23 protein-coding genes and 4 pseudogenes are annotated in these 20252 nt (G+C 43.6%); 10 read left to right on the top strand and 17 right to left on the bottom strand.

The window, feature by feature from the left end; genetic code table 11:
* Nucleotides 1-15: 15 nt before the first annotated feature.
* A complete protein-coding gene (locus tag JEU20_RS03460; protein WP_245395089.1) occupies nucleotides 16-1617 on the top strand; it encodes a type IV pilus secretin PilQ in 1602 nt (533 codons plus the stop codon).
* Nucleotides 1618-1668: 51 nt separating this feature from the next.
* Here JEU20_RS03460 and JEU20_RS15790 read toward each other — a convergent pair whose 3' ends face one another.
* The 11 genes and pseudogenes from JEU20_RS15790 to JEU20_RS03430 form a co-directional block, all read right to left on the bottom strand.
* The gene (locus tag JEU20_RS15790; RefSeq protein WP_425356672.1) at nucleotides 1669-2019 is read right to left on the bottom strand and encodes a hypothetical protein; all 351 of its coding nucleotides are present in this window, start codon (nucleotides 2017-2019) and stop codon (nucleotides 1669-1671) included.
* Complete coding sequence (locus JEU20_RS15785; protein WP_425356671.1) at nucleotides 1946-2638, bottom strand: DDE-type integrase/transposase/recombinase; 693 nt, start codon at nucleotides 2636-2638, stop codon at nucleotides 1946-1948. Before JEU20_RS15785 ends, JEU20_RS15790 begins: the two co-directional genes overlap by 74 nt.
* A gap of 46 nt (nucleotides 2639-2684) precedes the next feature.
* On the bottom strand, nucleotides 2685-3002 hold the full coding sequence (locus JEU20_RS15780) for a transposase (protein ID WP_425356701.1): 318 nt from the start codon (nucleotides 3000-3002) through the stop codon (nucleotides 2685-2687).
* A 14-nt stretch (nucleotides 3003-3016) separates the two neighbouring features.
* Nucleotides 3017-3226 (bottom strand): transposase, encoded by a 210-nt coding sequence (locus JEU20_RS15775; RefSeq protein WP_425356670.1) that lies wholly within the window; start codon nucleotides 3224-3226, stop codon nucleotides 3017-3019.
* A gap of 52 nt (nucleotides 3227-3278) precedes the next feature.
* Nucleotides 3279-4067: pseudogene (locus JEU20_RS03450) on the bottom strand (N-6 DNA methylase); the annotation flags it as partial.
* Nucleotides 4068-4111: 44 nt separating this feature from the next.
* A pseudogene (locus JEU20_RS03445) lies at nucleotides 4112-4859 on the bottom strand (IS5 family transposase).
* Between the two features lie 803 nt (nucleotides 4860-5662).
* Nucleotides 5663-5884, bottom strand: coding sequence for a hypothetical protein (locus tag JEU20_RS14990; RefSeq protein WP_245395088.1), 222 nt, complete (start codon nucleotides 5882-5884; stop codon nucleotides 5663-5665).
* Entirely contained in the window at nucleotides 5863-6690 is an 828-nt protein-coding gene (locus JEU20_RS14985) for a transposase (RefSeq protein WP_245395087.1), read from the bottom strand. Before JEU20_RS14985 ends, JEU20_RS14990 begins: the two co-directional genes overlap by 22 nt.
* Nucleotides 6691-6736: 46 nt before the next feature.
* On the bottom strand, nucleotides 6737-6961 hold the full coding sequence (locus JEU20_RS14980) for a hypothetical protein (protein ID WP_198245627.1): 225 nt from the start codon (nucleotides 6959-6961) through the stop codon (nucleotides 6737-6739).
* Nucleotides 6962-7143: 182 nt separating this feature from the next.
* Nucleotides 7144-7421, bottom strand: a pseudogene (locus JEU20_RS03435) (transposase); the annotation flags it as partial.
* Nucleotides 7422-7509: 88 nt separating this feature from the next.
* Nucleotides 7510-7647, bottom strand: a complete 138-nt coding sequence (locus JEU20_RS03430) for a transposase (RefSeq protein ID WP_198243674.1) — start codon at nucleotides 7645-7647, stop codon at nucleotides 7510-7512.
* An 89-nt stretch (nucleotides 7648-7736) separates the two neighbouring features.
* On the opposite strand from JEU20_RS03430, the gene JEU20_RS03425 reads away from it, so the two are divergent.
* The 6 genes from JEU20_RS03425 to JEU20_RS03400 all read left to right on the top strand — a co-directional run bounded on the left by JEU20_RS03425 (nucleotide 7737) and on the right by JEU20_RS03400 (nucleotide 12825).
* Nucleotides 7737-8485, top strand: a protein-coding gene (locus tag JEU20_RS03425) for an IS5 family transposase (protein ID WP_198243554.1) whose coding sequence is annotated in 2 segments (ribosomal slippage) — nucleotides 7737-8076 and nucleotides 8076-8485 — 750 coding nt in all. Because the reading frame shifts where the segments join, the coding sequence is not laid out codon by codon here.
* A gap of 493 nt (nucleotides 8486-8978) precedes the next feature.
* Nucleotides 8979-9284 (top strand): hypothetical protein, encoded by a 306-nt coding sequence (locus JEU20_RS03420; protein ID WP_198243673.1) that lies wholly within the window; start codon nucleotides 8979-8981, stop codon nucleotides 9282-9284.
* Nucleotides 9280-9633, top strand: a complete 354-nt coding sequence (locus JEU20_RS03415) for a transposase (protein WP_198245836.1) — start codon at nucleotides 9280-9282, stop codon at nucleotides 9631-9633. The genes JEU20_RS03420 and JEU20_RS03415 overlap by 5 nt, the downstream gene beginning before the upstream one ends.
* 417 nt (nucleotides 9634-10050) lie before the next feature.
* Complete coding sequence (locus tag JEU20_RS03410; RefSeq protein ID WP_198243672.1) at nucleotides 10051-10470, top strand: nucleotidyltransferase substrate binding protein; 420 nt, start codon at nucleotides 10051-10053, stop codon at nucleotides 10468-10470.
* Nucleotides 10467-10811: a nucleotidyltransferase domain-containing protein gene (locus tag JEU20_RS03405; protein WP_198243671.1), complete on the top strand. Its 345-nt coding sequence runs from the start codon at nucleotides 10467-10469 to the stop codon at nucleotides 10809-10811. The genes JEU20_RS03410 and JEU20_RS03405 overlap by 4 nt, the downstream gene beginning before the upstream one ends.
* A 181-nt stretch (nucleotides 10812-10992) precedes the next feature.
* Nucleotides 10993-12825: an EAL domain-containing protein gene (locus JEU20_RS03400; RefSeq protein ID WP_198243670.1), complete on the top strand. Its 1833-nt coding sequence runs from the start codon at nucleotides 10993-10995 to the stop codon at nucleotides 12823-12825.
* Here the strand turns inward: JEU20_RS03400 and JEU20_RS03395 are convergent.
* Nucleotides 12812-13738 (bottom strand): IS630 family transposase, encoded by a 927-nt coding sequence (locus JEU20_RS03395; protein ID WP_245395203.1) that lies wholly within the window; start codon nucleotides 13736-13738, stop codon nucleotides 12812-12814. The genes JEU20_RS03400 and JEU20_RS03395 overlap by 14 nt on opposite strands.
* Before the next feature lie 96 nt (nucleotides 13739-13834).
* Between JEU20_RS03395 and JEU20_RS03390 the strand changes: the two genes are divergently transcribed.
* Together JEU20_RS03390 and gmk are read left to right on the top strand one after the other, a co-directional pair.
* On the top strand, nucleotides 13835-14086 hold the full coding sequence (locus JEU20_RS03390; protein WP_198243669.1) for an EAL domain-containing protein: 252 nt from the start codon (nucleotides 13835-13837) through the stop codon (nucleotides 14084-14086).
* A gap of 360 nt (nucleotides 14087-14446) precedes the next feature.
* Nucleotides 14447-15067 carry a guanylate kinase gene (gene gmk, locus JEU20_RS03385; RefSeq protein ID WP_198243668.1) on the top strand — a complete coding sequence of 207 codons (621 nt, stop codon included), beginning with the start codon at nucleotides 14447-14449 and terminating at the stop codon, nucleotides 15065-15067.
* Between the two features lie 133 nt (nucleotides 15068-15200).
* On the opposite strand, the gene JEU20_RS03380 is transcribed toward gmk, so the two are convergent.
* From JEU20_RS03380 to JEU20_RS03365, 4 genes are read right to left on the bottom strand one after another with little or no spacing between them, the layout of a single operon-like run.
* A complete protein-coding gene (locus tag JEU20_RS03380; RefSeq protein ID WP_198243667.1) occupies nucleotides 15201-15371 on the bottom strand; it encodes a CbtB domain-containing protein in 171 nt (56 codons plus the stop codon).
* Nucleotides 15372-15383: 12 nt separating this feature from the next.
* The gene (locus tag JEU20_RS03375; protein WP_198243666.1) at nucleotides 15384-16076 is read right to left on the bottom strand and encodes a CbtA family protein; all 693 of its coding nucleotides are present in this window, start codon (nucleotides 16074-16076) and stop codon (nucleotides 15384-15386) included.
* Nucleotides 16077-16086: 10 nt separating this feature from the next.
* On the bottom strand, nucleotides 16087-17175 hold the full coding sequence (locus tag JEU20_RS03370; protein ID WP_198243665.1) for a carbohydrate porin: 1089 nt from the start codon (nucleotides 17173-17175) through the stop codon (nucleotides 16087-16089).
* Complete coding sequence (locus JEU20_RS03365) at nucleotides 17160-17909, bottom strand: IS5 family transposase (protein ID WP_198243664.1); 750 nt, start codon at nucleotides 17907-17909, stop codon at nucleotides 17160-17162. The genes JEU20_RS03370 and JEU20_RS03365 overlap by 16 nt, the downstream gene beginning before the upstream one ends.
* A 48-nt stretch (nucleotides 17910-17957) precedes the next feature.
* Between JEU20_RS03365 and fliF the strand changes: the two genes are divergently transcribed.
* Nucleotides 17958-18671, top strand: coding sequence for a flagellar basal-body MS-ring/collar protein FliF (gene fliF, locus JEU20_RS03360; protein WP_245395086.1), 714 nt, complete (start codon nucleotides 17958-17960; stop codon nucleotides 18669-18671).
* Here the strand turns inward: fliF and JEU20_RS03355 are convergent.
* A pseudogene (locus JEU20_RS03355) lies at nucleotides 18668-20220 on the bottom strand (IS3 family transposase). The gene fliF and the pseudogene JEU20_RS03355 overlap by 4 nt on opposite strands.
* Between the last annotated feature and the right edge of the window lie 32 nt (nucleotides 20221-20252).

The raw sequence follows: 20252 nt of genomic DNA, 5'->3' as shown, positions 1-20252 counted from the left end.
TTCAAGGGTTGGCAGATGTATACGAAACAAAATAAACAGCAATGGGGATTGTCCGTCATGATTAACGTGAGCGGCATTTTATTGGCGCTGGCACTCTGTTTGCAGGCGTCGAACAGTATGGCTGAAACGGAAAAGGCGATTGAAAACCTGCAGTTCTCAACCCTAGCAGGCAACCGGGTTCAAATAGTGCTTGGATTACAGGGTGAGGTGGGAAAACCTAAGATTTTTGAAACCGATAACCCAGCACGGATTGCGCTAGATTTTGATGGTGTTAAAAGCCATTTAGCCAAGAAAAGTTTTCCAGTCAAACAGGGCGCTGTTAACAATGTCTATGTCATTGAGGCTGGAGGAAGAACGCGTGTTATCGTCAATTTAAATAGTTTAGTCGCCTATAAGGCGCAACAAATGAGTGGGAAATTCTTTCTGACATTGGATGCGGCTAAATCTGTTGCCTTGAAAGAAAAAAACATCAGGAAACAGCAGAAGCAGGATGTCATCAGTAAATTGGTGCCTCGGCAGGAAATTACAGCTCTGGATTTCAGGCGCGGGCCAAAAGGCGAGGGCCGTTTATTGTTGAAACTATCCAATCCAAATACCATCGTCGATATTAAAGAGCGCGGCGACAAAGTCGTCTTGAATTTTCTTAATACCCGCTTGCCCGCAAATTTAGCCAAGCAATATGATGTGATGGACTTTGCGACGCCGGTGCGCAGTATTATCGCCAAGCAACGGGGTAACGGTGTCAGTATTAACATCAAGCCGGTCGATGGTAACTTTGAATATTCGTCTTTTCAGTCTGAAGGTATGTTGACCGTTGAATTCAGACCATTAAGCGAGGCGGAAAAGCTGTCCAGAGTCAAGAGTAAATTTCCATTTACCGGCAAGAAATTAACCTTAAATTTTCAGGATATTGAGGTGCGTTCTGTCTTGCAGATACTCGCTGACTTTACTAATTTGAATATTATTGCGTCCGATTCAGTCAAAGGGAATGTGACATTGCGCCTGAATGATGTTCCGTGGGATCAAGCGTTAGCCTTAGTCTTAAAGTCTAAAGGTCTGGCTAAACGGCAAAGCGGTAATGTGATCTTCGTTGCGCCGGCTTCAGAGATCACTAAAATGGAAGAGGAAGAACTAGCAGCCAAGAAAGTCGTTGAAAAGTTAGAGCCGTTAAGAACAGAATATATCCCGATTCAATATGCTAAGGCAGAAGAAATTCAAGCCTTATTATCGGGCCGAAATGTGGTTCGTTCACAGTCGACGTCTTCTTCAATATCAGGAACGGGTGGCGGCTTTTTAACGCCAAGAACATCAACCTCAACCACCAATCGACAAACTACACGAAATCAACAACAAGGTTTGTTATCACCTCGTGGCACATCGACAGTTGATTCGCGTACCAATACACTGATTATCCGGGATACGGCAAAACAATTAGAAGAAATTCATAAAATGATTGCGCAATTGGATATTCCCGTCAGGCAGGTGATGATCGAATCGCGTATCGTTGTGGCGACTACCGAATTTGCCCGTAATTTAGGGGTGAAATTTGGTGTGGCTAAACAGGCTATTGTGGGTTCTGGTAAAAACTTTGCCGTAGGCGGTGGCGGAACACGCTAAATGTCAACCAACCTGTCGCATTTTTTGCAATAATTTACGAAATGAATTTTATTAAGCTGCTTGACATTCTGTTGTGTTGAAATTTTCCTTATCCGGATTAAGATAAACATGGCCAATGGGCGTTAAATTTCGTGTTTGTCGTCCATTCCATCGCTCTGGATTGTCTCTTTTTGCTTGCTCGATGACTCGTTTTCTTTTTTCGAGTACGGCGCTGTCTAAGCCGTTATGGCGTTGGTTGGGTGTTACAAACTTGAGCGCACTGTGTTGATGTTCATTGTTGAACCAACAAACGAAAGCTTCAACCCAGTTCCTGGCTTCGCTTAATGTTTTAAAAAGGGTTTTCTGGAAAGGTATGATGATATTTGACTGTTTTAAATAACGATTCTGAATAAGGATTATCATTACTGACACGAGGTCTGCTGAACGACGTGGCAATGTCTAAATCGACCAATTTGGCCCTTAATGTTGCGCCTTTCATCGGACTGCCGTTGTCAGAATGTATCACCAATTGCTTTTTGTCGATGTTTTCCCGGCGAGCGATATCTTCGATCAAATCAGCAGCGTGTGCGCTTGATTCGGCATCATGAACTTGCCAGCCTACGATTTTCCGACTATAGATGTCCATCACCATGTAGAGGTAAAAATACTGCCCTTTGACGGGGCTTAATAAATACGTAATATCCCACGAGTAGATTTGATTGGCCTGTGTGGCTTTGAGTGACTGCGGTTTATTATGCTGACCTGCGGCTCCTTTAGCTCTGTGCTTAAGCTGGTTGTGGGCTTTCATGACACGATAAAAGGTTGATTCTGATGCGAGATAGCAGCCCAAATCCAATAACCTCGGAACGATTTGATGCGGCGTTAAAGCGCTGTATTCCGGTTTATTAATCACGGTGATGATTTCTTGCTTGATGGCCTCGGATAATTGATTGTGCACAGGCGCTGTATTGTGCAGTCGTAGGTCTTCTGAGAGTCCTTCTCCCCGGTTCCAACGCTGATAGGTTCGAGCTGATATACCCACCAGTTCACAGGCTAATTTCTGCCGCGCTCCATTGTCAACGGCTTCATCAATGAGTGCGCTGTAGTGTTGGCGATCTGAGTAGGCGATTAATCGGCCGCCTTTTCCCCCAGATCGCTTGGCACTTTTTTGATAACACCAGTAAAGCCGCTGTTTCTGATAACGCTTTCTCTTTGCGGTTTAGCTCCTTATGCAAACGCTTGTTTTCTTGTTTGAGTTTTGTTTGCGCCTGTTTATATACGGATTCTGTTGATTTAGATTCTGACAAAAATTCCGCTTTCCAGGTATTTAGATGATGTAAGTAGATGCCTTGTTCACGACAATAGGCGCTAGCCTGATCATCGGTGAGATGATGACAATGAACAATGGCTTCAAAACGTTCTACTGTATTCCAATCTTGAGGGCTTTTTCTTTTGACATGTTTGACTCTGTTTTTTCGAGTTGATTTTTCTTAGCTAACCGAATCCATTTTTGAAGTGTGGAGTAACCCACACCTAAAGTAACTGCAATTTGCTTTAGCGATTGTTCTGGTCTTCTGGATAATGCTTTTTCTACTGATTGTACTTTAAATTCTTGGCTAAATACGCTCATTTTTGTCTCCTGATTTAAAATTTCCTAGGCGACAGGTATGTTGACATAGGGGGCCACTGATGCCGTGCAGGATCATGTTCATTTTGCAGATAGACCAGGTGCCGCCATTATCTTCCTGCCCTCTTAAATGCAGGTTACGGGAACTGCCACCTGTTTCCTCGACATATTGTTGGCTTTGAATGAGCATGCCGCCTGAGCCACACGTTGGATCATACACTTCCATGCCTTCTGCCGGTTCGATAATTTCCACCAGCAGGCGCACCACTTCGCTGGGCGTGTAGAACTCGCCGCCTTTTTTACCGGCGCTGTCGGCAAAGTATTTGATCAGATATTCATAGGCTGAACCCAACAGGTCAGGAAACTCAAAATCGCCATTGGCCAAAGGGATGTCATCAAAGTGCTGAATAAACTCCACCAAGGTTTCATCGGACATGGGCTTTTTGCCTACTTTACGGTTGAAGTTGATATGCTTGAGCACATCTTCCATACCGCGCTTGAGGTTAGCCTCTTCCAACGCCGCCAGCGCCTTGTTCAGATTAGATCCGACATCGGATTTCAGATGGCGCAATGTATTCCAGTGAGCGCGTTCTGGCACATAAAAACTGTATTTATTGGGTTTGGCAAGTTGCATGGCAATGACGGCTTCATCCAGCCCGCTTTTAGCATATTCCTCTCTGAGCGCCTGCTGCTCATGATCAAACTGGTCGGACATACGTTTTAAGAACAACATGCCGAAAATGTATTCTTTGTATTCAGAAGCATCCATTTTGCCGCGAAGAATGTCGCAGGCTTTGAGTAGCAGAGTTTCGAGTTTGGATAATGTCAGTTTTTGCTGTGTCATATAAGTCCGTTTTTGTGTCTTTTTGTTTAGGGGCTGTTGCCATTTCACATAGGTAACCATAAAAGGCGCAAGCCAGAGCGATAGAGCCTTCAAAATTTCGTTTGAGTTTGTCATATCGCGTGGCGATCGCTCTGAAATGCTTAAGTCTTGCAAACACATTTTCAACGAGATGGCGATATTTGTAGAGACACCAATCCATTTCATCATTTCCCCGAGTTGAATTCTTTTTCTTGGGATAACAGGAACAGCCCCTTTGTCTTTAATTTGAAGACGTAATGCTTCACTGTCATAGCCTCTGTCAGCAACTATATAGTCACCTTTTGGGAGCTCTGCAACTAATTTCGGTGCTTCTTTACAGTCATGAACTTCGCCGCCTGTCACTGAGAAATGAATAGGAAGACCACAGGCATCAACGGCCATATGAATTTTACTGGTGTTCCCGGCGACAGATTTCCCTATCGCTGTTTCTTGTTCACAGGCCGCACCACTACTATGCTGATGTGCTTTCACAATACTCCCATCAATAAATTCCCATTCCAGGTCTGGGTCAACAACCAGGGCGTTAAAAATACCCATCAGTTTTTCTTTACGAGACCAGTCATTGAATCGTTTATATACCGCATTCCAATTACCAAAAGCCGTGGGTAAATCTCTCCAGGGACAACCTACTCGCAAGCGATAAAAAATACCTTCGACTGTTTTTCGAAGACAAGGTTTGTCATAAATTCCCATTTTCAACATAATTATCTTCAGTTTCTCCCAAAGTTCATCCGTAAGCAGTTGTCGCGGCATAGTTTGCTTGTTTTTGAGTCAAAATAAACAATCTATGTGGCGGAGTTATTGAATTTCAAGGGGGATTTTCAAAACGGCAACAGCCCCTAATGATATCTTATGTTTTTCATTAGTTTAAACGCTTAGATATGCTCGTTTATAAAAAATTGGCTTTGCGAGACTGAGTTATGAGCTATGTCATCATGAAACGAGGTCTTGGTAAGTAGTCATACGTATTGAAGATTATGAGTGATAGGCAGAGAATATATTTTACAGCTACAGAGAGTTTATTTAATTAGGGATTACGAGCTTGTGATTGTTGAGTGACTCAAGTAAGTGGTTGATGGTGTTAATTTAAATTTCTGTTTATTCAGTAAGTAACGTGGAGACTTCCGATGGCTAAAAAATATTGTGGTATAAGAAACATAGGTGCAATGGCGTTAGTTTTTTTTCTTGTAATGTAATGGCGTTTGAATTCCCATCTACCCCAGGTGCTGGGACGGGTGGATCTGGCGGTAGTACTAATAATACACCCAATGGGTCTTTGATATTCGTATGTAGTGTTGCCGAAATCGGCAATGTGATCAGTAACTCGTCATCTTGTACTAGCACAGGAAGTAATACTAGTTCTTGTAATACGAGTACCTCAAATTCTGGTAGTGCGGTGATAAGATGGGAAAGTTCAGTAGCTATAGATAGTTCTCTTGAGGCGGTTTTGAATAATGCTGAATCATGTGCTGAAGCAGTTGAAGCGGCTGGAAATTGCCAAGCAGCGGGAGCAGGGGGATGGTCATAAGCGCCAACTTAAGCCCCCAACCACTTGATTAAACACGACTTACGCCCAGCTCTCTGCATTGTCGAATCATTCCCAAAATCGGTTCAGGTAGACTCTGCAACGAACGTTTTCTCGGGCGTTCGCTAACGCTTTTCAAATAATCACGCTGAAAGCGTTCTTGCTTCGGAAAACAGGCGTTCAATCCTGATTTAATGTCCTCAGCAATCGTTTTATACAAACGCCAGGGTGTCAATGCACGCGGCCCATCCATTTCGTCAAGGCCTTGGTAAAACACCGCTGCGCGATCTTTTCCGTAACCACCGCATACAGAAGTTTGCCCTGTAAATACAATTCGGCCAATTGACTGTCTTTACGGGCACGTAATTGATTGATCGCCAACAGGCTTTTCAGCCGTTTGATCACCAATTCCACCTGCCAGCGTACACGATAGAGCGCGGCAGCCGTTTCGGTGCTGAGCAACTCGACCGGCACGGACGTTAAAATTAAGACCCATTCACTGAGATAGAGCGTTTTTTCCTGGGCTGTACGTCCTTTGTTCTGCGCTCTGAGTTTCGCTTTACGCCGGGCTTGCGCCGCTTTTTCGGCAGGTAACGGAACCGCATGTACCGTGCAGGCGATTCGTTTAGTATCATGGCACAAATAAACCGGAATAGCCCCCGCTTGTTTCCCGAGACGTTGTAATTTCGTTTCCCAGTCAATTTTTATCATTTTGCCGTGCTCGTCAAGCTCGTATAAATTCATGCTGTGTGCGTTATAGCGCAGCACAATATCGCCACCTCGGTCAATAAAAGGCACCAACGACTTCGGTTGATTGTAGCCACGATCAATCAACACGACATCGCCCGATTCCAGCACATAATGGTCAAGGCTTTCGCCAATCTTGTCCGTACTGACTTCAACCTGGCGCAATGTCAGTGAAATCAAATCTATCGCGATATGTAGCCGATACGTGGTTTCTGTCGCACCGGGTTCCTGCACGGTCGAGCCATCAATAATAACGAAGCTTAATGAACCACTGTCAACCACCTGATGCAACCCAAATACGCCCGATAGCAAGGATTTTACCCAAGGAACGCAGGCCGCCAGTCTTTTTACCGCCGTATCACTTAAGTGAGCCCTGTAAGTGAGCCACCTCGCCGGCGCAACTCCGCAAGGAGAAATCCAGACCACAGTAGAGCATCACCAACTGTAACAGTTGTAAGGGCGAACGGATCTTGCGCGCACGCGTGAAGGCTTTAAATTCATAGGCTTGTTGTTGATAATCTTCTGGAAGTTCTTGCACAAATTGTTCAAAACGAGTATCTATGTGAGGTGGCTGCTTTTTCATAGGGTTTTCACTTTTGTCGGCAAAGACTCTATGTGGTGGCCACACCTTTATTTTTCAACACGTAATCAATGATTTAATGGCTTAAGTTGGCGCTTATGGGGGGATGGTTATTTACAATTGTAAATTATGAACGAAATAAAAGAATAGAACATAAATTCTTTTTTATCTAGGCTGTTGCCATTTCACATAGGTAACCATAAAAAGGCGCAAGCCAGAGCGATAGAGCCTTCAAAATTTCGTTTGAGTTTGTCATATCGCGTGGCGATCGCTCTGAAATGCTTAAGTCTTGCAAACACATTTTCAACGAGATGGCGATATTTGTAGAGACACCAATCCATTTCATCATTTCCCCGAGTTGAATTCTTTTTTTTCTTGGGATAACAGGAACAGCCCCTTTGTCTTTAATTTGAAGACGTAATGCTTCACTGTCATAGCCTCTGTCAGCAACTATACTCTCCGCACATGAAAATAGAGCAAACCATCATGCACCGATAATTTGAAAATTCTCAGTTAAAAGTGAGCGCAAATTGTCGACATGCTTTTCTGGCTCAGAAAAGAATGTCTCGCAGGCTATTTTGAATTCTTTTGAATGTTTCATAATACTGGTCATATAAGATTTCTTTCTTGAAATATCGCCAGTACCGTTCAATCAAATTAAGATTCGGCGCATACGGCGGTAAAAACACTAGGGGCTGTTGCCGTTTTGAAAATCCCCCTTGAAATTCAATAACTCCGCCACATAGATTGTTTATTTTGACTCAAAAACAAGCAAACTATGCCCCGACAAATGCTTACGGATGAACTTTGGGAGAAACTGAAGATAATTATGTTGAAAATGGGAATTTATGACAAACCTTGTCTTCGAAAAACAGTCGAAGGTATTTTTTATCGCTTGCGAGTAGGTTGTCCCTGGAGAGATTTACCCACGGCTTTTGGTAATTGGAATGCGGTATATAAACGATTCAATGACTGGTCTCGTAAAGAAAAACTGATGGGTATTTTTAACGCCTTGGTTGTTGATCCAGACCTGGAATGGGAATTTATTGATGGGAGTATTGTGAAAGCACATCAGCATAGTAGTGGTGCGGCCTGTGAACAAGAAACAGCGATAGGAAATCTGTCGCCGGGAACACCAGTAAAATTCATATGGCCGTTGATGCCTGTGGTCTTCCTATTCATTTCTCAGTGACAGGCGGCGAAGTTCATGACTGTAAAGAAGCACCGAAATTAGTTGCAGAGCTCCCAAAAGGTGACTATATAGTTGCTGACAGAGGCTATGACAGTGAAGCATTACGTCTTCAAATTAAAGACAAAGGGGCTGTTCCTGTTATCCCAAGAAAAAAGAATTCAACTCGGGGAAATGATGAAATGGATTGGTGTCTCTACAAATATCGCCATCTCGTTGAAAATGTGTTTGCAAGACTTAAGCATTTCAGAGCGATCGCCACGCGATATGACAAACTCAAACGAAATTTTGAAGGCTCTATCGCTCTGGCTTGCGCCTTTTTATGGTTACCTATGTGAAATGGCAACAGCCCCTACAGTGTCTTGTTCGTTATCGTCATTCAGTTCTGGAGCGCAATCGATGGGTTAGCTGGTATACATTGAATGTGATAAATAAATTCATTTTAAAAACCGGTTCAACATACCCCGTTTTCCCCTCGAAACGATTTTTTTGTTAAAGTAAAAATCCCTGTACATGACAAAAAATACAGAAAGTTAGCATAGCTCGTTGAAATGTAATTAAATGCTCTATTTTTGTTTTCGCGAACATGAATAAAGGCCAATTACAAATCAACGAACTAACGACTATGTTAAATGAGCACTTTCATTGGAACAAGGCAAGAATGGATTGTTTCGTTGGCATGTTAGTCGCTTTAATGGCAGTGGGTACAGTCAACCTGGCCAGCTGGCCGTATTTTTTCCCAGTCAGGCACTGATCTCTTCTCGCTATCGACGAATACAGCGATTTTTTAGCCATCATTGGCTGGATTATAATGAGGTAGCCGGTTTTATCATGAAGCTTTTTAGTTTCATCGAAAACGATTATTATCTGTCGCTGGATAGAACGAACTGGAAATGGGGCAAAACGAATATTAATCTACGGGTACTGGCGATTGTTTACCGAGGTGCGGCCATTCCTGTCTATTGGCTGCCTTTAAACAAACGTGGCAATTCAAACACACGAGAGCGCATTGCTCTGATGAAGCGTTTTATCAGTCGATTTGGCCAGCATCGAATCAAGGGGCTTTTAGCCGATCGTGAATTTATCCAGCACCTCAAAAAAACCTTGCCCTTAATGACGAGGTGCTGGATTTATTAGGGAGGCGTGGATAGGCTGGCTGATAGACCAGAAGATTTCCTTTTATATCCGTATTCGTAACAATAGTCTCAGTGAAAATAGCCGTGGCGAAAGTGTCTCGGTGGGTGATTTGTTTCGAACACTTAAACCTGGAGATGCCTTGAATATCTCTGACCCAAGATGCTTGGGGAGTTGCTCTGTTTATCTGAGTGGACTTCGTTTGGCAGATGGAGAGCTGTTAATTTTAGCGATTCACCATTTAAACCAAGAGGCCGGTAAAGTCTATGGCTTGCGTTGGGAAATCGAAGCGTTGTTCGGCTGCCTGAAGGGGCGAGGTTTTAAGCTTGAAGACACGCGCGTGATAGGCTAGCAGCGGATAAAAAAACTATTGGTATTGCCTGTCATTGCCTTTTGCTGGTCGCATAGAGTCGGTGAATGGAAACATGACTGTGTCTTGCCGATAAAAACCAAAACGCATCAACGTCGGACGCAAAGTATATTCAGGTATGGGCTGGATTGCATTCGGTCTGAGATGTTTAATGCCTTGGGGCAGTCAAGAAAACGGATTAAGAAAATCATTTCGCTGCTTTGCCCTGTACCGCTAAATAGGGCGAATATCGACTGCTCTGGGGTAGAGTGAATTTTTGTCATGTACAGAGATAAAAATAGCATATTGTATTTACTGGTATTTTGTTTTTGTATTCTACAAACAGATTCAGAATATCGAATAATTTCCAGTAACGTTTGCTAAGGTCTTAGTTCGCGATAATTTACAGAGGATCAAACTATGAATGCCCCAGAAATCCGTTGGCAACAGCGCTTTGCCAATTTTCAGCGTGCTTTCCTGTTATTGCGTGAAGCGATTGAAAAAGACCCGGCTCAGCTTAGCCAACTTGAAAAAGAAGGGATTATTCAACGCTTTGAATATACCTTTGAACTTGCCTGGAAGGTGCTTAAAGATAGAATGGAAAGCGATGGCATAGTGTTGGATAAAATATCGCCGAAAGCGGTTATCCGACAGGCGTTTAATGCCAAATATATAGAGAATCCCGACATCTGGTTAAAGATGATCGGTGACCGGAACCTGATGAGCCATACCTACGATTTTGCCAAATTTGAAATAATCATCCAGTCCATTCGTGATAGCTATCTCTCATTACTGGATGAATGGTATCTTTCCTTGCTTGATGACATTCACAACGCATGAAAACGATTGGCCTTGATGACCGAACATTGCAAACCCTTAGGCGGATATTTTCCAACTATCCGGGCATTCAACAAGTGAAATTGTACGGTTCACGCGCAAAAGGCACAAATCATGAACGCAGCGATATTGATTTGGCAGTGCTGGGTGAAAATGTGGATCGTTTTATGATTGCAGATATTTTATTGACGCTGGATGATAGCGATATTCCATTTTTGATCGACCTACAAAATTATCATGACATCAAAAACCGTCAGTTAATCGAGCATATCGATAGGGTGGGCTTGGTAATCTATGACCGCGATCAGGCGGTGAAAGGCCGGAGCAGTCTGAGGCTGTACTAAAGCAGGCAGAAATGATCGCTGAGGAATTAACAGCTTGATTTTTTATGGGTTCTGTGGGAGTTTATGCACAATGCGCTCAAGCAGGATAAAATGTTTTTAGTCAATACTAAAAAACAGATTAGAATTACAGTAAACTCGACAAATAAGTTTTTATTGCCGAAGGCAATAGCAGGTTATGCACTTGACAGACATTCAAATCGATCATTTCATTGAAGCACTTCGTGCTTTTCGTCAGAAACACTTACCCGATTCATTAACTTCCGAGCAGCTTGTATCCGTTGATACCATGGTGCGTGCTTTTCTTAAAGTCGTGCTTCAACCTGAGCAAACTGCTCAAGCCGCTGAGGATATTGCCCAGACAGCACTAGAGCTTAAACTGCCCTATGCGTTGCTATTAGGCGAGATTAACGCGCTCAAAAAAATCATGTTAGCGTATTTCAAGGCGGATTATGATAGTCCTCTGGATGCGTTTGAACAGATAGATCGGGCATTTGAGCATAGTAAAAACATTATTGCCCGGCGCTACCTGCATACATTGGCGCAGGCAAATGATCTGTTTCCAGTGCTGGCGAAACCGGAAAAACAATATCTACTGCAAATTTATGATCGCTGGTTCAGAACGTTAAGAAAAGCGCTGACAGAAAATGATCTGGATGCGTTTAAACATATCGCCAATAATAATATTCACTTTATCGAGGCCTTAAATTATCCGGAAACATTGATCGTTTGTTTGGATCCTTTAGCCTGTACAGAAGTGCATGATGCCCACAAAAACATTATGCGCCAAGCCGCACTGTTGTATGTCAAATTGCTACAAAAGCACTATGAGCAAGCCTATCTGCTCTATACCGATCTGGTCGCCGGGGTAAAACAACTTAGCGCTCTGCTGGCCACGTTGTATTTTAATTACGAAACCGACCGCATGAGTTTGTTTCTCAATTTTATGGAAAATCTGGGCTATATTCATAAACAAGCCTATCTAACGCTATTTAATGTACGTAATCTGAACCAGATCAATCAGCTTAAAGGTGAAGACGTCGGTGATGCGTTGCTGGAACAGGTAGATAAACAGCTACAGAACAGCCTGGAGAAAAACCGCTCTCATTTGGCTTACACCCGAGGATTGATGGGGGATTTCTATGTGTTGACTCTGGGCTTGACTGCGGATGAAACCTTGTCGCTGCTACAGCCTATCAGTGACGCGCTGGCAAAACAGGGGATTGAATTGACCCGGCATACCATCAATTTAACCCACCTCAAGCTGGTGGATCGCACCACTATCCGTCAGTTGATACGCTATTTGCATGGTCATACGCTCAAGGAAAACCAGTTGCTTGATGATGAAGCATCGCTTGAGCCGATTAATGTCTGGATCAAAGCCCAGGTGGCCATGAGTGTCAATTTGCATCAATTACTGGAACAGGATCAACTCGATATTCACCTACAACCATTACTCAATACCCAGAACAGTAATATCGCCGCATTTGAAGCGCTGGGCAGGCTGAATACGGATGACGGTATTTTAAGTGCCGGCCTGTTTATCGATAAACTGATCGAACTGAATTTGATCGAACGTTTTGACACTCTGATACTCAACACCATCGCGCGCTATGCTGATGCACTGGAACAGCTGAATCAGCCGTTGTTCATTAACTGCTCCCCAGCCTCATTAAACAGCCCGGCGTATCAGCAACACTTAAAAGATATGATTCAGGGGCCTTTAAAAAACATCACCTTAGTGATTGAACTCACCGAGCAAACCATGTTGAACAGTGTCGAACAGGTGATCGGTTTGCATCAGGAGACTGGGGTGACATTTGCCATTGACGACTTCGGTACTGGTTTCTCTTCCCTGAAAACAGTGGTGGAACTGGCTGAGGCCGGTGCGGCAAATTTCCTGAAAATAGATGGCAGCCTGACATGTATGATTGGTAATAGCTCTGCTATTCAACGTTTGTTCAAGCTAATATACTCTCCGCACATGAAAATAGAGCAAACCATCATGCACCGATAATTTGAAAATTCTCAGTTAAAAGTGAGCGCAAATTGTCGACATGCTTTTCTGGCTCAGAAAAGAATGTCTCGCAGGCTATTTTGAATTCTTTGAATGTTTCATAATACTGGTCATATAAGATTTCTTTCTTGAAATATCGCCAGTACCGTTCAATCAAATTAAGATTCGGCGCATACGGCGGTAAAAACACTAATTCAATTCGCGACATTTCAAGAAATTGTCTGACAGCCTTTGATCGGTAGTAGCGTGCATTATCGCAAATGATGTAAATAGTCCCAGCCTTCGGGTAACGTTCTTCAATCGCCTTACAAAGATCAATCGTTGCCTCGCCATTGATGGTGTCATAGAAGCGGCAGACAGTATCCAGAGAATCGATATTGACTGCACCGTTGACATTGAGACGTTGACGCCCGGTATTACTCTGAATCGTGAATTCCACACCACGCTTAATCCAACCACAAGCCATTACAGGATTATGTTGTGGATGAACACCATCCATGAACAATATCAAGTCTTCGGGCTGCTTGTCTTCCTTTAGTTGTTGATATTTCTCAAGGAACTCCAGTTGGGCTTTTGCATTAGCTTTGCCGGGTATCAGCTTGGGCTTTTTATAGACATAACCCAAGCGATGCAGCAAGGCTGTCACACCGCGTTCACTATAGCGAACCTGCCAACGCTCTTTAATGTAAGCTGCAACCGATTTAGCGGTTAAGTGAAGATTTTTCTGCAGATATTCATCCAACTCGGTCGCTTCTGAAACCGATAAGAAACTGGCACTTCCAACATGCTGAGTTTGTAGGAGTTTAGCAAGACCACCTTTCTTATATTTTCGATAGTAGGTACGGATTGTATTGCGGTCAATGAGAAGTGCTTCGGCAACGTTTGTTGCTGACCAGCCTGAACCTAAAAGAATGATGGCTTTAACTCGGTCTGCATCACGTTTTTCTCGAAGCTCACCATGGCTTCGCGCAAATCGGCTAATTCAGTCTCTGGAAGGGTGTAATTCGACATGGCCTTATTTTATATATTTCACTCCATTACGTCATCTTTTTATGCTAAATTCTCATTTGCGAAGAGTATACATACGCTGGCGGCGGGCCTGTCCATGCAGAGTGTGGCAGAATTTATCGAAGATGAAAAAACACTCATTTTCCTACGCGAAACGGGTATTGAATTTGGACAGGGATTTTTTCTGGGCAAGCCTGAGCCGGTCAATGCCTGGTTAATTCGGAACCTTTATCAAGTGACGCCTTTGTCATAGTTACAATCTGATATTACGCGGTGGTTCTTGATTTTCATTTCCATGATTCGCCGTTCACCATTACCGAGAAAGAAAAAGCCATCTCTGACCTTTCTCTTATCGACACAGAGCGCACAAAGTTGTCCCCTGGTTCCCGCTGCTTTTGCGTGGGATGAGGGAAGAGTTACTGCGTAACATCAAATTAAACTCGGGATGTCGGCGTGAGGTAACGGTAATTTTTCTGCTGCTAACCGAGGGGTTATCTGGTATTGTTGTCGGCCGGGCGCTGGCCCAATAAATATTGATTTTTAGTAACTACCCTACGTCCATTAAGTGATGACCGAGCGAGTAGTTACGATTTTTATTGTATAACTTAAAACGATGACACAAGGTACGCTTTATATTATTTCTGCGCCATCAGGGGCGGGCAAAACCAGTCTGGTAAAACAGCTTATCGCCGATATGACGGATGTGGTAGTGTCTGTTTCGCATACCACGCGGCCGAGGCGAGCCGGTGAAGTGGATGGGGTAGATTATCATTTTGTTTCTGTCGATGATTTTAAGGCGATGATCGCCGAGCAGGCATTTCTGGAGTATGCGCAGGTGTTCGATAATTTTTATGGCACGGCGCGGAAAACGGTTGAAGCTAATCTGGCGGCAGGACAGGATGTGATTTTGGAAATTGATTGGCAAGGGGCACAACAAGTTAGAAAAATACTGCCGTGTCAGTCTATTTTTATTCTGCCGCCATCAATTGAGGTCTTGCAGCAGCGCTTACAAAACCGTGGCCAGGATGATGACGAAGTTATTGCCCGGCGTATGCGTGATGCAGTCAGTGAGATGCGGCATTATGCAGAATATGACTATCTTTTAGTGAATGATGATTTTCAACAGGCTCTGGCCGAATTAAAAAGTATTGTTATGGCCAATCGCTTGACGCTTGCTGCGCAGAAGCAACAGCTTAAAAAACTGTTGACAGGCTTGTTAGGTGAGTCATTGTAAAACTTGGCTATAAAAACCCATCATCCAGATTGCTCATTTTGATGGGTTTTTAGCCGTCGCTCTTGGCAACTACACCTTGCGTTGTTCTTTGCTCTGCATCCTACAGCCGTTCCCATCCCACATGTCTATAAGCTTAATGGCAAGGAAACCCTGCGCTGTGGCGGGTATCGTGAGTGGCATTGTGGATAACCTCGATGGGGGAGAGGGCAGTGATAGCAAAGATGGAAAAGCCCAGTAATGCCGCGGCTAAAAGCTGGATCGACTTGGCCGACAGCGACGTTTGTTCGAGTGTTTGTTGCGTCATAATAAAACCTGTTTATGTGTGTTGATCAAGTGACAAAATCCATTTGCGCGTAAATACGGCACCGATTTCGCCAATTATAAGCCATAACAAGGCATTAGCAATACTGGTTTGCAAGATGAATTGATGCCACAGTTCGGTTAATTGGGCCACAGCGACCGGGTCAGGATTGGCAAAGGCATGGGTCTCCGGGTTCGGTGCGCCCAAAAGATGAGGCGCAATCAATATCACAATACCGACTGTTTTAAGCGGAATTTTTGCAAACACAACAAGCCAGAGTCCTGCGGCGGTGAAGATCACGGCAATCAGCCACCACAGTTGTCGGCCGACCAAGGATGATGTTTCTATGCCGGGGATTTCCGGCGGCAGACCTAAGGCCGGAGCTACGAAAAAACACAGATAACCGGCAATGCCCCAGCCTAAACCCTGCAACAGCGTCAGCTTGCGTTGAGTTGCCATGGCGCTGATCAGCATCAGGCTAAAGGAAAAAGCGGTCAGAAAATCGGCTGAAAAGGTAAACAGACGGCGTTCGAGGCCGTTTTCCGGCGACCAGGTTTCTTCTGTTTCGCTGCCAGTCACTTCGGGCACTTCAAATTCTTCCGCCGCTAATATAATCGGCGTGACGGCCACTTCTTGATAGGCGCTGTAAGCGATACTGGCGACAATGGCGGTGATAAAGGCCGCCAGGACAATATTTTTAAAAAACATAGTAACCCTTTTAGAAAGTAACATTCAAACGACCGGCTAAAAAGTGTACATCACCAATCAACTTGCTGTAATAAAAATTATTGATCCATTGATAATCGGCGCTGATATGCACGTAGTTATTGAAGGCATATTTATAATAGACCTCGAGCACGCGTTCATCGGCATAATTCCCTTTTCCAATCCCGCCTGTGCGACTAAAAAAGCCTTCATAACCTCGTTCTTGTGCTTTACGGTGGTTGCCTGTCAACCGATCAATTTCAAAGGCAATGCCGAAAACATCATTTTCTCGGTTCCAGTTTTCACCATGAATATCAAAACCAACCATATAAGTTTCGTCCATATCCTGATAATGACGGACATCGCGGTCATCATCCTGTCGGCCATATTTACCAAATACATTGATACCGGAAGGAAATGAATGATTGATACTGATGCCAAAACCAGTTTTACTTAAATCATCGGCATTATCTTCAGTTCCAATTTTACTGACATCTTTGCTGATTAAACGGCCTTGATTATCAAAACGGGCATATTCACCAAAATTACTGAAGCCATATATTTGATAAACACTTTTAATGCCCGGATACCATTCTGGTGTCCAGGTCAAACCGACGACGACGGAATTCTTTTTGCTGATGTTTTGTAAATAGGAATCAGATGAAAAGAAGGCCACATCCAGCATGACTGAATCATTGCCCAGTCCAAAGCGCGCCCCATAGGTATAGCCGTGACCTTCTAAATCTTGCACGTAATCAAAGGCACCATTGTTATTGATGGCTTGGTTAAGAAACTGTGAGGTTTGGTCGGATACGTCTTTACCGACATCAAAAAAATCATTGACACCAAATTTACCAATATCCAGGATCAGTTCAAATTGATCAAAAAAGTGCCAATGATGTTCATAAAAAGCTTTGGCGATATATGGTTCGTTATGATGGGCGGGGTCTTCCATTACATCATTATTGACCATCGCACCCCCTTGTAACGGCGCATCAACGCCCGGGCCATTGGCAAATTGAATATCCAGTTGTAAATAGTCTTCTTCGGAAAATTTTTTCTCAATAATTAGGGGCTGTTGCCATTTCACATAGGTAACCATAAAAAGGCGCAAGCCAGAGCGATAGAGCCTTCAAAATTTCGTTTGAGTTTGTCATATCGCGTGGCGATCGCTCTGAAATGCTTAAGTCTTGCAAACACATTTTCAACGAGATGGCGATATTTGTAGAGACACCAATCCATTTCATCATTTCCCTGAGTTGAATTCTTTTTTCTTGGGATAACAGGAACAGCCCCTTTGTCTTTAATTTGAAGACGTAATGCTTCACTGTCATAGCCTCTGTCAGCAACTATATAGTCACCTTTTGGGAGCTCTGCAACTAATTTCGGTGCTTCTTTACAGTCATGAACTTCGCCGCCTGTCACTGAGAAATGAATAGGAAGACCACAGGCATCAACGGCCATATGAATTTTACTGGTGTTCCCGGCGACAGATTTCCCTATCGCTGTTTCTTGTTCACAGGCCGCACCACTACTATGCTGATGTGCTTTCACAATACTCCCATCAATAAATTCCCATTCCAGGTCTGGGTCAACAACCAGGGCGTTAAAAATACCCATCAGTTTTTCTTTACGAGACCAGTCATTGAATCGTTTATATACCGCATTCCAATTACCAAAAGCCGTGGGTAAATCTCTCCAGGGACAACCTACTCGCAAGCGATAAAAAATACCTTCGACTGTTTTTCGAAGACAAGGTTTGTCATAAATTCCCATTTTCAACATAATTATCTTCAGTTTCTCCCAAAGTTCATCCGTAAGCAGTTGTCGCGGCATAGTTTGCTTGTTTTTGAGTCAAAATAAACAATCTATGTGGCGGAGTTATTGAATTTCAAGGGGATTTTCAAAACGGCAACAGCCCCTAGTAAAAACACTGGCGACAATCTGTTTTTGACGACGAAACAGTTTGAATACAAACAACAGGTTGAAGAACATCTGATGGACCGGATTCAAAATATTTTGATTCCGATTGTCGGGCGCGATGGCTTAAGAACCCAGGTGTCAGCGGATGTGGATTTCTCCATAACCGAAAAAACCCAGGAGATGTTCAATCCTGATTTGCCGGCGATTCGCAGTGAGCAAACTCAGGAAGAGGAAAATACGCAGTCTGCGGTGCAAGGGGTGCCTGGTGCCCTGTCTAATCAGCCGCCACCGACAGGTGTGGCACCGGAGGTAGCGAGTGGTGCGGAGGCACAAAACAATACAACAACGCCAAAATCAATTCGTAAAAGTGCTACTCGTAATTATGAGTTAGATAAAACGATTACCCACACTCGTTTATCAACCGGCGTGGTTAAAAAACTATCCATTGCCGTGGTGGTAGATAATAAAAAAGTCGTGTTGGATGAGGGAGAAATTAGCTCAAGGCCTTATTCGGCAGAAGATTTGCGACAACTGGAAGAATTGGTCAAGCAAGCTGTGGGTTATGATGCGAGTCGGGGCGACAAGGTAACGGTGAGCAATGTCGCCTTCAATACCGCTAAATGTCAACCAACCTGTCGCATTTTTTGCAATAATTTACGAAATGAATTTTATTAAGCTGCTTGACATTCTGTTGTGTTGAAATTTTCCTTATCCGGATTAAGATAAACATGGCCAATGGGCGTTAAATTTCGTGTTTGTCGTCCATTCCATCGCTCTGGATTGTCTCTTTTTGCTTGCTCGATGACTCGTTTTCTTTTTTTCGAGTACGGCGCTGTCTAAGCCGTTATGGCGTTGGTTGGGTGTTACAAACTTGAGCGCACTGTGTTGATGTTCATTGTTGAACTAACAAACGAAAGCTTCAACCCAGTTCCTGGCTTCGCTTAATGTTTTAAAAAGGGTTTTCTGGAAAGGTATGATGATATTTGACTGTTTTAAATAACGATTCTGAATAAGGATTATCATTACTGACACGAGGTCTGCTGAACGACGTGGCAATGTCTAAATCGACCAATTTGGCCCTTAATGTTGCGCCTTTCATCGGACTGCCGTTGTCAGAATGTATCACCAATTGCTTGTCGATGTTTTCCCGGCGAGCGATATCTTCGATCAAATCAGCAGCGTGTGCGCTTGATTCGGCATCATGAACTTGCCAGCCTACGATTTTCCGACTATAGATGTCCATCACCATGTAGAGGTAAAAATACTGCCCTTTGACGGGGCTTAATAAATGTAATATCCCACGAGTAGATTTGATTGGCCTGTGTGGCTTTGAGTGACTGCGGTTTATTATGCTGACCTGCGGCTCCTTTAGCTCTGTGCTTAAGCTGGTTGTGGGCTTTCATGACACGATAAAAGGTTGATTCTGATGCGAGATAGCAGCCCAAATCCAATAACCTCGGAACGATTTGATGCGGCGTTAAAGCGCTGTATTCCGGTTTATTAATCACGGTGATGATTTCTTGCTTGATGGCCTCGGATAATTGATTGTGCACAGGCGCTGTATTGTGCAGCGTAGGTCTTCTGAGAGTCCTTCTCCCCGGTTCCAACGCTGATAGGTTCGAGCTGATATACCCACCAGTTCACAGGCTAATTTCTGCCGCGCTCCATTGTCAACGGCTTCATCAATGAGTGCGCTGTAGTGTTGGCGATCTGAGTAGGCGATTAATCGGCCGCCTTTTCCCCCAGATCGCTTGGCACTTTTTGATAACACCAGTAAAGCCGCTGTTTCTGATAACGCTTTCTCTTTGCGGTTTAGCTCCTTATGCAAACGCTTGTTTTCTTGTTTGAGTTTTGTTTGCGCCTGTTTATATACGGATTCTGTTGATTTAGATTCTGACAAAAATTCCGCTTTCCAGGTATTTAGATGATGTAAGTAGATGCCTTGTTCACGACAATAGGCGCTAGCCTGATCATCGGTGAGATGATGACAATGAACAATGGCTTCAAAACGTTCTACTGTATTCCAATCTTGAGGGCTTTTTTCTTTTGACATGTTTGACTCTGTTTTTTCGAGTTGATTTTTCTTAGCTAACCGAATCCATTTTTGAAGTGTGGAGTAACCCACACCTAAAGTAACTGCAATTTGCTTTAGCGATTGTTCTGGTCTTCTGGATAATGCTTTTTCTACTGATTGTACTTTAAATTCTTGGCTAAATACGCTCATTTTTGTCTCCTGATTTAAAATTTCCTAGGCGA

Origin of the sequence: methane-oxidizing endosymbiont of Gigantopelta aegis (assembly GCF_016097405.1) — a bacterium.
Taxonomy (GTDB): Bacteria; Pseudomonadota; Gammaproteobacteria; order Methylococcales; family Methylomonadaceae; genus Methylomarinum.
The sequence above is the reverse complement of the archived record's forward strand: the minus strand, read 5'-3'. Positions and strand labels throughout refer to the sequence as shown.